This is a genomic window from Vibrio mangrovi (assembly GCF_024346955.1).
Lineage (GTDB): Bacteria > Pseudomonadota > Gammaproteobacteria > Enterobacterales > Vibrionaceae > Vibrio > Vibrio mangrovi.
On sequence record NZ_AP024884.1, the window covers coordinates 1,257,990 to 1,271,566 of the forward strand.

At 46.3% G+C, this 13,577-nt stretch carries 12 protein-coding genes; 3 read left to right on the forward strand and 9 right to left on the reverse strand.

What is annotated here, in order from left to right; all coding sequences use genetic code 11:
• Positions 1-9: 9 nt before the first annotated feature.
• The 4 genes from pstB to OCU74_RS21735 form a co-directional block, all read right to left on the reverse strand.
• On the reverse strand, positions 10-759 hold the full coding sequence (pstB, locus tag OCU74_RS21720; protein ID WP_087481835.1) for a phosphate ABC transporter ATP-binding protein PstB: 750 nt from the start codon (positions 757-759) through the stop codon (positions 10-12).
• A gap of 54 nt (positions 760-813) precedes the next feature.
• A complete protein-coding gene (gene pstA, locus OCU74_RS21725) occupies positions 814-1,677 on the reverse strand; it encodes a phosphate ABC transporter permease PstA (RefSeq protein ID WP_087481834.1) in 864 nt (287 codons plus the stop codon).
• 3 nt (positions 1,678-1,680) lie between these two features.
• Positions 1,681-2,622, reverse strand: coding sequence for a phosphate ABC transporter permease subunit PstC (pstC, locus tag OCU74_RS21730; protein ID WP_087481833.1), 942 nt, complete (start codon positions 2,620-2,622; stop codon positions 1,681-1,683).
• Positions 2,623-2,712: 90 nt separating this feature from the next.
• Entirely contained in the window at positions 2,713-3,534 is an 822-nt protein-coding gene (locus OCU74_RS21735) for a phosphate ABC transporter substrate-binding protein (protein ID WP_087481832.1), read from the reverse strand.
• Positions 3,535-3,881: 347 nt separating this feature from the next.
• Here OCU74_RS21735 and OCU74_RS21740 point away from each other — a divergent pair, with 347 nt between their 5' ends.
• The gene (locus OCU74_RS21740) at positions 3,882-5,528 is read left to right on the forward strand and encodes a methyl-accepting chemotaxis protein (RefSeq protein ID WP_087481831.1); all 1,647 of its coding nucleotides are present in this window, start codon (positions 3,882-3,884) and stop codon (positions 5,526-5,528) included.
• A 68-nt stretch (positions 5,529-5,596) separates the two neighbouring features.
• On the opposite strand, the gene OCU74_RS21745 is transcribed toward OCU74_RS21740, so the two are convergent.
• A complete protein-coding gene (locus OCU74_RS21745) occupies positions 5,597-6,940 on the reverse strand; it encodes a DEAD/DEAH box helicase (RefSeq protein WP_087481830.1) in 1,344 nt (447 codons plus the stop codon).
• A 293-nt stretch (positions 6,941-7,233) separates the two neighbouring features.
• Here OCU74_RS21745 and OCU74_RS21750 point away from each other — a divergent pair, with 293 nt between their 5' ends.
• Positions 7,234-7,503 (forward strand): Lpp/OprI family alanine-zipper lipoprotein, encoded by a 270-nt coding sequence (locus OCU74_RS21750; protein ID WP_087481829.1) that lies wholly within the window; start codon positions 7,234-7,236, stop codon positions 7,501-7,503.
• A 63-nt stretch (positions 7,504-7,566) separates the two neighbouring features.
• Here OCU74_RS21750 and OCU74_RS21755 read toward each other — a convergent pair whose 3' ends face one another.
• The 4 genes from OCU74_RS21755 to OCU74_RS21770 are packed head-to-tail and all read right to left on the reverse strand — an operon-like array spanning position 7,567 to position 11,701.
• A complete protein-coding gene (locus OCU74_RS21755) occupies positions 7,567-8,463 on the reverse strand; it encodes a L,D-transpeptidase family protein (protein WP_087481876.1) in 897 nt (298 codons plus the stop codon).
• The gene (gene phrB / locus OCU74_RS21760) at positions 8,453-9,874 is read right to left on the reverse strand and encodes a deoxyribodipyrimidine photo-lyase (protein ID WP_087481828.1); all 1,422 of its coding nucleotides are present in this window, start codon (positions 9,872-9,874) and stop codon (positions 8,453-8,455) included. Before phrB ends, OCU74_RS21755 begins: the two co-directional genes overlap by 11 nt.
• Entirely contained in the window at positions 9,871-10,755 is an 885-nt protein-coding gene (locus OCU74_RS21765; RefSeq protein WP_087481827.1) for a MerR family transcriptional regulator, read from the reverse strand. The genes phrB and OCU74_RS21765 overlap by 4 nt, the downstream gene beginning before the upstream one ends.
• The gene (locus OCU74_RS21770; RefSeq protein WP_087481826.1) at positions 10,745-11,701 is read right to left on the reverse strand and encodes a YbgA family protein; all 957 of its coding nucleotides are present in this window, start codon (positions 11,699-11,701) and stop codon (positions 10,745-10,747) included. Before OCU74_RS21770 ends, OCU74_RS21765 begins: the two co-directional genes overlap by 11 nt.
• Before the next feature lie 409 nt (positions 11,702-12,110).
• Here OCU74_RS21770 and OCU74_RS21775 point away from each other — a divergent pair, with 409 nt between their 5' ends.
• Positions 12,111-13,577, forward strand: coding sequence for a hypothetical protein (locus tag OCU74_RS21775; RefSeq protein WP_087481825.1), 1,467 nt, complete (start codon positions 12,111-12,113; stop codon positions 13,575-13,577).

Here is a 13,577-nt window from a genome sequence, read left to right on the forward strand (position 1 = left end):
ACATCAGCATTAACCGAAGTCACCATTCACATAGCCACGGGTACGGTCATCTTTCGGCTCACTGAAAATAACCTGTGTATCATCATGCTCAACCAGTTCTCCCATCAGGAAGAATGCCGTCCGGTCAGAAATACGGCGGGCCTGCTGCATAGAATGCGTCACAATGACGATGGTGTAGTTTTTCTTCAGCTCTTCCATCAGTTCTTCGATTTTATGGGTCGCAATCGGATCCAGTGCCGAAGTTGGTTCATCCATCAGAATGACATCCGGTTCCATCGCAATCGTACGGGCAATACACAAACGTTGTTGCTGGCCACCGGACAAACCGAATGCGTGAGATTTCAGACGATCTTTAACTTCATCCCACAATGCAGCACCCCGCAATGAACGCTCAACCACTTCATCAATGTGTTTTTTATCTTTAATTCCCTGGGCACGTAGTCCGTAGGCTACGTTTTCATAAATACTCATAGGGAAAGGGTTTGGCTTCTGGAATACCATGCCAACTTTGATACGCAGATCAGAGACATCGACATCACCGTAGATATCTTCTCCATCCATCATCAGCGTACCGGTAATTTTTACCCCTTCAATCAAATCATTCATGCGATTCAGGCAACGTAGCAGAGTCGATTTACCACAACCGGACGGGCCGATCAGAGCCGTCACCTGACGTTGTGGAATTGGTAGATTAATCGCTTTTAATGCCTGATTTTCACCGTAATATAAGTTTAAGTTTTCAATCGCAAATTTGTTCATTGTCTTCAGTCTCAAATAATTCTTTACTACATCCTGCAACTAAGCCGGGCTATTTTAATAGGTTGCTGTGTTAAATCGCTTAGCAATCAGCTTAGTGACCATGTTAATCAGGAGCACAACCACGATCAGAACCGTCGCCGTTCCGTAAGCCTGATTCCACTCTTCTACGGTAAACAGCTCAGTGGTCAGCTTATACAGATGCACGGTCAGTGTACGTCCTGAATCAAGCAGGGAATCCGGTATCCGTGCAACCATTCCGGCAGTTAAAAATACCGGAGCCGATTCACCGATAACCCGGCCGATACTCAGAATGACAGATGTCAGAATACCAGGAATAGCACTCGGCAGAATTAGTCGCCAGATTGTATAGATTTTTGAAGCGCCTAAACCGTACGAACCTTCGCGGTAGGTCTGAGGAACGGCCATTAATGCCTCTTCCGTCGTACGGATGATCACCGGCAGGATCAGAATACTCAGTGTCAGCGCTCCGGACAGGATTGAAAATCCAAACCCGAGAATTGCAACAAAGAAAGTCATTCCGAACAGACCGAAAATAATTGACGGAATACCGGCAAGAGACTCGGTACAGAATCGAATGACTTTTACCAGCCGGCTACCGACTTTCGCATATTCCGTCAGATAGATAGCCGTCATAATTCCCATCGGTGCGGCAACAGCAATCGATGCGATCACCATATACAGCGTGGAAATAATCATTGGGAAGATCCCATGTTCATCACCGATACGGGTATAGTTGTCCGAGACGAAATGCCAGTCGACGTGCTGAAGGCCATTCGAAAGAATATACCAGATAATCCAGAACAAAAATCCGACAGTAAACGCGGCAGATAACCAGATAAATGCGCGCAGGATATTATCTTTAAACTCTCGGGACTGCTTTAATTTTACGCGGTTCATAAGTTACTTCGCCTTTTCTCTGTTCAGATATAACAATGCGGCATTCAGCATCATAATAAAGACCAGCAACACAACGCCGGTCGCATAAAGTGCATTCGCATGAACACCACTGGCATAAGACATTTCAATCGCAATATTTGCAGTCAGCGTACGTGCTGAGTCGAGGATTCCCTGAGGCATCGCCGGGGCGTTCCCCATCACCATGATAATTGCCATGGTTTCACCCAGAGCACGGCCAATCCCCAGAATCACACCCGTCATAATCCCTGAACGGGCAGCCGGAACGAGGAGTTTAAAAATAGTGAAGATATTTGAAGCACCCAATGCCAGAGAGCCTTCTTTGTATGCGGCAGGTACAGCTCGAATCGAAGTCTCAGAAACGGTAATGACTGTCGGCAGAATCATCACGCCCAATACAATCATTCCCGCCAGAATGGTGTTACCGGCAGGTACGTCAAACACTTGTTGAATCAGAGGAACAATAATGATTAGCCCGAAGAAGCCATAAACGACAGAAGGGATTCCAGCCAGCAGTTCAACAGCCGGACGAATAATATCAGCCAGACGTTTCGGTGCAATTTCGGCAATGAATATCGCGGTTAACACTCCGATCGGAACACCGATAACAACCGCTCCAAATGTCGACACAACCGATGCAACGATCATCGTTGCAACACCATACAGTGCCGGTGGCAGCCAGTCTTCTCCCAAAACAATCCCAGAGATACCGACTTCTTCGAATGCAGGAATACTTTCCTTAATAATAAAATAAGCAATGACAAAGAGTGAAACGATACCAATGACGGCACTGGTCAGAAACAGACCATGGAAGATTCTTTCTTTCCAGTCAATACGTTTCCCGGCACGTAGTTTCCGGGGAGAAACAGAACCCTGTGCTGTTCGATCGTTCATAAACTTGTCACTATTCGTTGTTGCGATGGTCATAATCTTCTTCTCACTTATCGGACAGAGTCCGCGTGAACAGAAAAGGCTCAGCCAAATTCTGGCTGAGCAATATCAAAATAAGATCCAAACTTAGTGGATAGAGATGTAGCCTTTGTTGTCTACAATTTTCTGCGCTTCTTTCGTCAGCATCCAATCCAGGAATTTCTTCGTTTCAGCAGAAGGCTTACCTTCGCGGTAAAGAACCAGGAACGGACGGGCAACTTTATAAGAACCGTTTTTCACATTGGTGACATTCGCTGCAATACCATCAATTGCCAGAGGGTGAACAGTCGAGTCAACAGAACCTAAAGAGATATAACCGATTGCATATGGGTTTGACGCAACCATTGTTTTCAGGCCACCGTTACCATTTGCAACCTGAGCACGTTGAGAGATAGCAGAAACTTTCTTACCACCAATCTTCTTCTTCAGCTCCATGATTTCTTCAAATGCGCCACGTGTACCAGATGCTGTATCACGAGTGATCGCAACGATTGGCTTGTCGTTTCCGCCAACGTCTTTCCAGTTGGTGATTTCACCACGGTAGATTGCAGAAACCTGTTCAGAAGTCAGACCTTTCAAATTGTTTTTCGGGTTCACTACAACTGCGATACCGTCACGGGCAATCACTTCTTCAACCAGTGTTGACTCTTTTTCAGAAGATTTCAGATTACGGGAAGACATACCGATATCTGCACTACCATTTTTTGAGGCTTTGATACCTGCAGAAGAACCAGGACCCTGAACCTCAATAAAAACGTTTGAGTGGTCTTTCATGTAAGTTTCTGCAAATACTTCCATCAGTGGAGTAACACTACTAGAACCCACTGCTGAGATCGTTTCCTTCGCTGAAGCAACGTTCACTGATAATGCACTGATAAGAGCAACTGCACCGATAACTGTTTTTTTCATCACTATATCCTTAAGTGGCTTGATTGCCGTTTGTGTTTTGTTTCAACGAGGGTCACTTTAGGCTGGAAATATGACAATTGTGTTTCAATCCGTTTAAGCCTGTATGACAAATGATGAAATTATTTTTTGTGACCATGATTCCAACAAAATCGCCCTAAACTCATCGGACCACTTTAATAAAAATCTATACATAACAGTGATATAAGTCATGATCACAATAGAACGCATCATATTCAACCCATTGATTAAAATAGGAAATCACACCTATGACCCGCTATATTTGGCATTGAATTATTCAGGTTACGGGCTAGAATCGATAACAATGTCAATTATTCGAGGTTAAAAGCATGCGCCAGCTCATAAGTCGATGGTCCATCAAAGTCCAGGTTATTATTCCGGTCCTGATGACCCTGGTTCTGTTAGCAACAGGTGTGATCTACACCACCAATCATCTTAGCCAGGCTTTTAATGGCGTCTCAACTTCAACAACGCGTATCATTCAGAATAAAGATGATCTGACAACAATCATCGATAATATCTATGCAATGCGGATTCGCGCTATCTATAGTATTTTCCGCCCTGAAGATGCAAAAACGTTAACGGCTGTTCTGCGGGAAAAGCAAAAAATTAATGCCCAAATGCTGAATCGATTAAGTCGCATGCCACTCATCAAAGATGAGGTGACTGCACTGCATCAGGCCATGAATGAGTATGTCCGTTATTCCATTGAAGTTATGCTACCGTTGATGCACGAAAAGCATAGTACCGAGCAGCGTCGCCCTGATTTTGACCAACGCTATCAACAGGCTTCAGAGACTTACCGCACCGACGGAAGAAATATGGTGAAAGCTGTCCGGGATCTATCAGAACAGATGAATAATGTCGCACTTCAGGAAGTCGCGACACATGGACAGAAGCATCATTCAATTCTCACCTATGCCATTATCGGGCTAGTGATCATCTTACTTGTCGCAGCAATTTTCGCCTGGATTCTGGCCGGTATTATTGTCGCTCCTATTCATCGGTTACAGGCTGCGATGCGGCAGGTTGCTCAAGGAGATTTGACTATAAAAATCAGAGACGAAGGAAATAATGAACTCTCTTCTCTGGCCCGGGATGTGAACGCAACAGTCATTCAGCTACGGCGGACAACCCAGACTCTGACCGCCATCAGCGCTGATGTTGCTTCGGCAGCAACAGAGCTGGCAACAGTGATGACACAGTCGAGTGCAAACTTTGACCATGAGAAGAACGATCTCGAGCAGGTGGCATCGGCTGTCTCTCAATTAGAAGTGACGGCTAATGATGTGACAGGCCATGCCCAGCAGGCAGACACAGCGGCCCGTCAGGCAAATCAGCTCGCCAGAAAAAGTCTGGATATATTTGAGCAGACCGGCCGTCTCAGTGCACAGATGGCCGGACAAATCGGTGATGCCGCTCAGGTCGTCGCTTCACTGAAAACCCAGTCGGAACAGATTGGTAAAGTAATTGAGGTCATTGAAGGAATTTCCGAACAAACCAACCTGCTGGCACTCAATGCTGCGATTGAAGCGGCACGAGCCGGAGAAAGTGGCCGTGGATTCTCTGTCGTCGCTGATGAAGTCCGCCTGCTGGCAGCCAGAACTCAGGAATCAACTCAGGAAATTCAGGAAATCATCGAAACACTACAACAGCAATCCGGTATCGCCAACGAGAGTATGACGACCAGCCTGAGTATGCTGGATAAGAATCAGTCAATGGTTCAGGAAGTCCGGACATCACTCGATCATATCGTTGCATCGATTGAAAATCTGGAAGCAGTCAATGCTCAGGTTGCATCCTCTTCAGAAGAACAGCGGGAGGTAACATCAGACATCAACCGGAACATCAATAATATCTATGAGCTGGTCACACAAAATGTCACAGGAATCATCCAGTCGGCAGAATCCAGTCAGGAGCTGTCAACGCTGGCCGAACAGCAAAAGCAGCAACTAAGTTACTTTAAACTGAGCTGAGCCTTCGCCTGCAAAAATGCCGTGACATTTACTGTGTCACGGCATCAATCACACCACTGAATCAAATCTCAGGAGTCATCATCCTGACTGACCGGTTTCTTACGCGGAATAAAGACTGCATCTCCTACTGGAGTATTCTGATAAAAGCCCTTGTCGCGTTGAGGAGCTTTCTTTTTCTCTGGTTTCTTTGTCTGCCGGAGCGGTGTTTTTTTATTTACCGGTTTACCTTTCAGTGCTTTCTTCGGTGCAATCCCTTTGAATTTGCCGGTTAAGCCCTCAAAGACTGAAAATGTAATTGTTCGCGCCAGAAACGCTTCAATTCTTTTGAAACTGTCCCAGTCTTTCGGACCAACCAGAGAAATCGCATCGCCTTTACTTCCGGCCCGGCCAGTCCGTCCAATCCGATGCACATATTCTTCGGTATGCTTTGGCATATCGAAATTAATCACGTGTGTCACTGTACTGATATCCAGCCCCCGGGAAGCAACATCAGTTGTAACCAGAATCTTAAACACACCTCGTTCAAACTGGCTCATAATCGTGTTGCGCTGGTTCTGATTCAGCTCACCGCTTAATGCAACAGCCTTTAATTTTTGCTGATTCATTTTCTCCGTCAGTCGCTCAGTATCAGCACGGGTTGCCGTGAAGATAATGATCTGACGATAAGACTCGGATTCAAGAATACGATTCAGAATCGCTTCTTTATGATCAAGGTGATCACACAAATAGAACCGCTGGGTGATATCCTGATGCTGCTCATTCGACACCCCAACGGCAATCCGTTTCGGCTGATTCAGCATTTCCATCGCAATATCGTTGACTTCTGCATGATCCAGTGTGGCAGAAAACATCAGTGTCTGACGGCGGCGGTGTTTGGCTGCCCGGTGAATACGACGTAGTTGTGGTTCAAACCCTAAATCCAGCATTCTGTCGGCTTCATCAAGAATCAACGTTTCCAGACCATCCAGAAACAATGAACGGTGCTCCAGGTGATCGGCTAAACGCCCTGGTGTAGCAACAATAAATTTGGGGTAACGACGCAGAGCTTTCACTTGATCGTTGAAGTTTTCTCCTCCGACAATCAACACAGCTTCGTAAGACATTCCCCCCAGCATGGTCCGTAGTTCCCCGTAAACCTGCTTGGCCAGTTCCCGGGTTGGTGCCAGAATAAGCCCTCGGGGATCTTTTGCAGAGAATGCTTTGCTTTTTAATGATTTATGCAGCATTGGTAATACAAAAGCCAGCGTCTTGCCCGAACCTGTTTTTGATGATGCCAACAAATCCTTTCCGGCAATACTCAGAGGAATCGCTTTCTGTTGTATTTCCGTTGCCTGCTTAAAACCGTAGTGCTTTACGTTCTTAAGTAAGCGATTATCTAAGCCTAAATCTTTAAACTGCAAAGGAGTCTCCAATTATTTGATGACCGAATCACCCCCGGAAATTCAGGGGGACTGAATTAAACGCGCTATCATAGCGTAATTCCCCATAGGTGAATAGAGAAAAGAGGTACAGCGATCACTGACCGAAATCGGCCAAAATCGAGTTATTTTCTCATAAGGTTTTCATATCTCTTATTTTCCTCTGACTTTCCATTGTCTGTTTCAGTGCTACAATCATAAAACATACTACCTGTTGCCGTCGTATCAGCCAGAAATGATGGGGAAACAGGTAACTTTGAGCCGAAAGAGCAATGAAGGAGTTCACAATGAACAAAGTATTTTTGGCAGTGGCAGCATCTGGGGTTGTCTTTCTTTCCGGATGTGCCTCCAGCACAGACAGCGCAACCATGGCGAAAATGGATGAATTAAGCAATCAAGTCAGCCAGTTAAGTGATGAGGTTGCGACACTTAAAAACGGTCAGATGATGCTCAGTGATAAGATCGATCAGAATTCTGAATCCATAAGTGCCGTACGGGAAGAGGCTCAGAGAGCCAATGAACGTATCGATCACATTGCCCAGTCTTACACCAAATAACGACTCTTTCCAATTGTGATTAATTCGGGGCAACATTTGTTGCCCTGAGTTTTATCCGTAGCTTTACTGGCCTTTCACCACTTCAACCGGAATACCGTTTTTACTGATCAATGCTGCTCTGGCTTTCTGATCTGAATGATGAAATTCTTCCATCCACCAGCTGAGCTCCTGAGGCAGAACCAGCGGTTTCTTACTTCCGTTACTCCGTGTCAGCGGTTCATGTGCTTCGACAAACACGGAACGATCCGGCTCTAGAGATACCTTAACAGGCTCATCAATCACCCGGACTTTTTCTCCGATACGAACATGATGAAACAACCAGTCAATATCTTTCGGATTCATCCGGATACAACCGGAACTGACCCGTAATCCGATACCGAAATCTTTATTCGTTCCATGAATCAGATAATCACCGGAACCATAAGCCAGCCGTAATGCAAACAGCCCCAGCGGGTTTTCCGGACCGGAAGGAACAACCGGGGGAAGCTCAATGCCTTTCTTCTGATATTCAGCCCGAATTGACTGAGGAGGTGTCCAGGTTGGATTTGCTCTCTTCTGGCTGATTTTGGTTTCCATCTCTGGTGTATCCCGCCCTATCCGGCCAATACCGACCGGAAAGATATGTACCAGATGCTTGTCCGGCTCAAAGTAGTAAAGTCTCAGCTCTGCCAGATTAATCACAATTCCCTGCCAGGGAACATCCGGCAGAATCGTCTGAGCCGGTATCGTCATCACATGTCCGGCCTGAGGCAAAAACGGGTCAACACCGGGATTTGCTTCCATCATCGTCAGAAAACCCACATCATAGGTATCAGCAATATGCGCCACCGTTTCACCTTTCTGCACTTCATGATAGGCAATTTTCCCCACAATACGGCTTCCCTGAACCGGGAAGTCATATGTTCTGGCCTGTACACCCTGACAAAAAATTATGAGAGCCAACAGCAGGCTACGAATCATGACAACCATTATCCTTTGCTTTACGGTAAAGAGATAAGGTTAGCGTTCTTTCCACCTGATGATCAACGATTGGTTGAGGATATGACAGAGAACTCACACATGGTGCGTTCCAGGGTTCATGAATCCATCGTTTGGATACGCCTTGTAATTCAGGGATCCAGTGACGGACAAAATCACCTTCCGGGTCAAACTTTTTCCCCTGAGTCACCGGGTTAAAAATCCGGAAGTAAGGCTGACCATCGCACCCGGTTGAAGATGACCATTGCCATCCTCCGTTATTGGCAGCAAAATCACCATCGATCAACCGACTCATGAAATAACGTTCACCTTCCCTCCAGTCAATATGTAAGTCTTTGGTCAGGAAGCTGGCAACAATCATCCTCAGACGATTGTGCATCCATCCGGTTTGATTCAGTTGTCTCATCGCAGCATCAACGATCGGATAACCAGTCACTCCCTGCTGCCAACATTGCAGGTATTCCGGAGCATGATGCCAGATCAGTTGTTCCCCCCAGGGGTGAAAGCTTTTACCCCGGCACACCGACGGCTGAAAATAAACCAGATGCTGATAAAATTCCCGCCAGATCAATTCATTCAACCAAGACTCAGCCCCTGCTGATAAAACACCATGCTGCGACTCCTGATACAATCTTGCCAGACACTGACGTACAGATAATGCCCCAATCGCCAGATAGGGAGATAAGCCGCTGGTTGCTGTCAGAGCCGGAAAGTCACGCTGTTGATGATACTCACCGACACGTTCACGGCAAAAAGTCCGCAGCAGATCCCGGATCTGATTTGTCTGTACCGGCCATGCAGCACTGGATATCCGTGGATAGCTGAAAGGTTCACAGCAATCATCCACATTCAGTAAATCCGTTGTCTGTGGCCTGACCGCCGGTGATGTAGTAGTCACCTTCGGCACTGAAGCCAGTACTCGCCAGGCTTTCTGGAAAGGGGTAAATACTTTAAAAAATTCTCCTTGCTTATTGAGTACCTGCCCGGGTGGGAGCAGACACCTATCATGGAACTCCCGGCAGGCGATCCCCAGAGCCAGAAGCTGCTGTTTCAGCTCTTGATCCCGGAGACATTCATTAAGTTCATACTCTATGTTCAGCAAAACTTCATTGACCATCAGTCGCTGCGCCAAAGAGATAACCGCCTCGACACTTTCGTCAAAAGAGCCGACTTCCTGATAGAATAAAGGGACATTCAACTGCCTGAGTTCAGCACGAATCACCGCCAGGCGCCGGTAAATCAGGTCAGCCTGTATCGGTGCCATGTCATGTTGCTGCCACTGTCCGGGAGTTGCAATAAAGACAGCGCACACCGGTTCACCACTCTGGATTGCCTGATGCAGTGCCGTATGATCAACTGTTCTTAAATCACGTCTGAACCAAACCAGTTTCATTCTGATTCAACCTCCTGTTCACCAAACTGTTGTAACAAACCGGCACAGGAGATCACTAATGGTGTCTGTCCTGCTAATGGTGTCTGTCCTGCTAACATTTGTCCCGCAGACGTTTCCGTTTCTGACGTCTGTCCCTGTAATTTCTCCAACTGAGTCATCACCTGCCGCTGCTTTTTCGTCGGAGCCCGGTTAGAAAAAAAGTCGATGCGCTGAAATGTACCCCCGGAAACATGATCGATTAATCCGGAAAGCTCCTCCACACCATCAAGAAACACGGCAAAATAGCCTTGCTCTGCAATCTGTAATGCCCGTAGCCATGCCCAAAGGCTGCCAACAGCATCCAGACTGACACACAGACATTTTCCCAGATGACTCGCCCGGTTTGCTGAAGTCATCATCCAGGCAAACTGACCGACCATAATCGCCTGAAACAGACCTCTCTGAATCGACTGTTGCGATCCTTTCATCCGGCTCAGGGCTTCATCTGCCGGAATAATGAACTGTTGTCTGACGATCTCCAGCGGATAAGTTTTCAATACTGAAATAACCACCGTCTCAGCTTTGCCCCGATTCAACTGCGCCAGTGCTGCAAGAAATGTTTCGCATTCTTCCAGTACGGGTGAATGGGGTGGCTGAACTTCTGAAGATCCGGCAGTCTGTAGCAGATGAGCAACATTGCCGATCGATATACCTTTCACCAGCCAGTTCTGGATCTGCTGAATTAACTCAATATCCCGTTCACTATATAAACGGTGTCCTTTTTCTGTCCGTTGCGGCTCGATCAGGTGATAGCGCCGTTGCCAGGCCCTGAGCGTCACCGGCTTCACCCCAGTGATGGCCGATACTTCACGAATTGCATAACGTTTTTCTTTAGAGTCCATAGCGTAACTTCAGTGTCTGAGGATAAGGATTTAAGTAATGTTGTTGTGCCAGATACGGATTCGGATACATGGTCAGATAATGTTGAATCAACGTGACCGGTACCAGTATTGGCAACAGTCCCTGACGGTACTCATGAATAATCCGGGTCAGTTCTGCTTTCTGAACAGGCCCGAGCAGGCGTTTAAAATATCCCTGAATATGCATCAGCACATTGGTACAGTTTTTACGGCTGGCCGATTTAGATAATGCCTGCATCAGCCCAAGCCGGTATTGTTCAAAGAAATCTTCCTGCTTCTCGTTTCCCATCATGGCGACCATCTGTCCGAGAGCCCGGTAGGCTTTTGGATCATGGGCCATCAGCGTAAACTTATACCGACTGTGAAACGCGACAACTTTTGCCGGTGTCGGCTGCGAACCGACTGACTGATATAAATCATGCAAACAGAAAACCCGTAGTATGAAATTTTCCCGTAGATTGGGATCATTCAGACGACCATCTTCCTCAATCGGCAACCAGGGCATTTTTTCCATCAACCGCTGCGTATATAAACCGACACCGCCTTTACGAACCCCATTTTTATGGTAAACCTTAACCTGCTGCATCCCACATGTCGGTGACTTTGCAGCAACTACATAACCACACAGCGGATTCTGCAAGCGACTCAATTCAGATAAGGCTGTATCCGTAAACACTGACAGTTGCCCAGTATAATCCATAGCATCATTTTTCGTTTCCACCAGCCGAATCGCTCCCTCCTGTTCAAACTGACGAATGGTGGGTCTGGGAACCGACATCCCGGCGCCTATTTCAGGACAAACCGGAACAAACTCCAGGAATGAAGCCAGAGACTCCGTTACAAAATGGTTTTTCTTATGTCCACCATCAAAGCGAACACGTTGCCCAATAACACAACTACTCACACCAACCGGGATTTTTGTTTCCATTGTCCTGCCCCTATTGCTATACCAAAATAGTTATACAAAAAATGAAGACGTATAGTAACTATAGCAGGTTGTACAAAAAAAGATCATGTATCATTTTTATTTTTATCGTTGGTTTAATTCTGTACTTGTCAAAATATCGACCAGAAATATTTTTCACCCTTCTGAAATCATCTTATGATGGTTACTGTGTAAAAACTAAAAGAAGCCATTTGATGATTTGTTTCGGGTAATCAGCAACTATTGGCACATTTTATGCCTAAAACAACCCGGACGCTGGTTTCAACGACCATATAAGTCTGTAGAATGAGTCCCTGATTTGAGATTATGACCAGGATTCCTGTCATAAATAATCCCGGCCAGGATAATAAGAGCAGTTTGTCGGAGTGACGTAACAAAGGAATAATTAAGTTTGGAAAAAAGCCTTTATCTCCTTGAAATTGAAATAGAGCAGCTCAAACGCCGTTTCGAGTTTGCGCCTGCAGACGTTCTGTCTGAAGCAGACCAATGTCTGATACGTTCCAGACAAATTCACTTCGCTGAAGGTATCATCCAGTGCCTTATGCTGATGTGCCGATGCTCACTGTTGCTGGGAAAACATACTCAGGGTATCCGATGTGCCAAGGAAGCTCTGGCCGCTCAAAATGAACTGGATAACGACGAATATTTGCCGGAAATACTTCACCTCCATGCACTGCACTTTTGGGAAGAGGGGAAATTTTATACCGCCCAGCAGTACTGGATCCATGCTCTGGAACAGGCCGCCCTTGAAGAAGAAATCGATATTCTTATTGAAAGCTTATTAGGACTGGGGAATATCTGGCGCAGTACTCACGAATATCATCTGGCCTGCGCAACCCATGAGCTGGCGGTCAAAGTAGCCAATAATACTCGTCAGGAGTCTCTTGAAGGGCGCGCCAGAATTTTGTGGGCATGGGATTTATATCTGCTGAACCGCTATGTTGACATGTTAACGGTACTCGATGGAGCGCTGGAAGTTCTGGAAGATAGTCATTTCCAACAGCAACTTGCTGAGGTCTGGGATTTTCGGGCACTGGCACTATTGGGGCTGGAACGTCTGGAAGATGCCGAAGAAGCGGCCAGAAATGCCCACGATCTGGCAGTCGCCAACAATCTTTCCTGGGTGAAAGCACACTCGTATGTCAACCGGGCTCGTCTGGAGATGTTACGTCAGAATATGGTCGAGGCAACCGCTCTGCTCAACCGGGCAGAACAGGCAGCACGGGATACTACCAATGATGAACTGCTGGCACTGGTCTATTATCAGCAATCACTGGTTGCTGAACAGCAACAGGATTATCAGGCTGCATTATCGGCTTTCAAGCGATACCGCAGTTACTCGACCTCACAACTGAAGATCCAGACAAACCGGGAAAGTAAAGATAAAATCCGTAACTCAAAGAAGCAGTTGGAACAGAGAGCCAGAAAGCTGATCAACCGGATTCGGGGACAATATGAGTATGATCCGGAAAAACATCTCTCCAATGTCGTTTCGGAGACTTACTGGTGGGAACAACTGGTTTTATTTAAAACGGCTCTGAAATCTTCAAACTATTCTGTTGTCATTATTTATCATGAGAATCCAAGATACATTGATGCCTGTACCGAGCTGACACACTCTTTATGTTCAAAACAGGATCTTGTTTCCCGTTTAAGCTCGGATCGTCTGGGATTATTGCTTGCAGACAAAGGCGACGATGCTCGACAGGTTTTTCATATTTTACAGCAGATGATTAAAATTTATCCTTGGGGAAGAAAAGGTCTGACAGGAAAACTTCCGGATATTTCACTTCATGATATCCTCTCCTTCCCGTTTACATTAGATCAACTTACTGAATTACCACTGAAAGGGTCGTAG

Excerpts from the sequence above, each read along its gene's own strand:
- OCU74_RS21750 (WP_087481829.1), top strand. The coding sequence starts at position 7,234 with ATGAACAAAGTATTTTTGGCAGTGGCAGCATCTGGGGTTGTCTTTCTT.
- OCU74_RS21755 (WP_087481876.1), bottom strand. The coding sequence starts at position 8,463 with ATGATTCGTAGCCTGCTGTTGGCTCTCATAATTTTTTGTCAGGGTGTA.
- pstC (WP_087481833.1), bottom strand. The coding sequence starts at position 2,622 with ATGACCATCGCAACAACGAATAGTGACAAGTTTATGAACGATCGAACA.
- pstB (WP_087481835.1), bottom strand. The coding sequence starts at position 759 with ATGAACAAATTTGCGATTGAAAACTTAAACTTATATTACGGTGAAAAT.
- OCU74_RS21740 (WP_087481831.1), top strand. The coding sequence starts at position 3,882 with ATGCGCCAGCTCATAAGTCGATGGTCCATCAAAGTCCAGGTTATTATT.
- OCU74_RS21770 (WP_087481826.1), bottom strand. The coding sequence starts at position 11,701 with ATGGAAACAAAAATCCCGGTTGGTGTGAGTAGTTGTGTTATTGGGCAA.
- OCU74_RS21765 (WP_087481827.1), bottom strand. The coding sequence starts at position 10,755 with ATGGACTCTAAAGAAAAACGTTATGCAATTCGTGAAGTATCGGCCATC.
- OCU74_RS21735 (WP_087481832.1), bottom strand. The coding sequence starts at position 3,534 with ATGAAAAAAACAGTTATCGGTGCAGTTGCTCTTATCAGTGCATTATCA.
- pstA (WP_087481834.1), bottom strand. The coding sequence starts at position 1,677 with ATGAACCGCGTAAAATTAAAGCAGTCCCGAGAGTTTAAAGATAATATC.
- phrB (WP_087481828.1), bottom strand. The coding sequence starts at position 9,874 with ATGAAACTGGTTTGGTTCAGACGTGATTTAAGAACAGTTGATCATACG.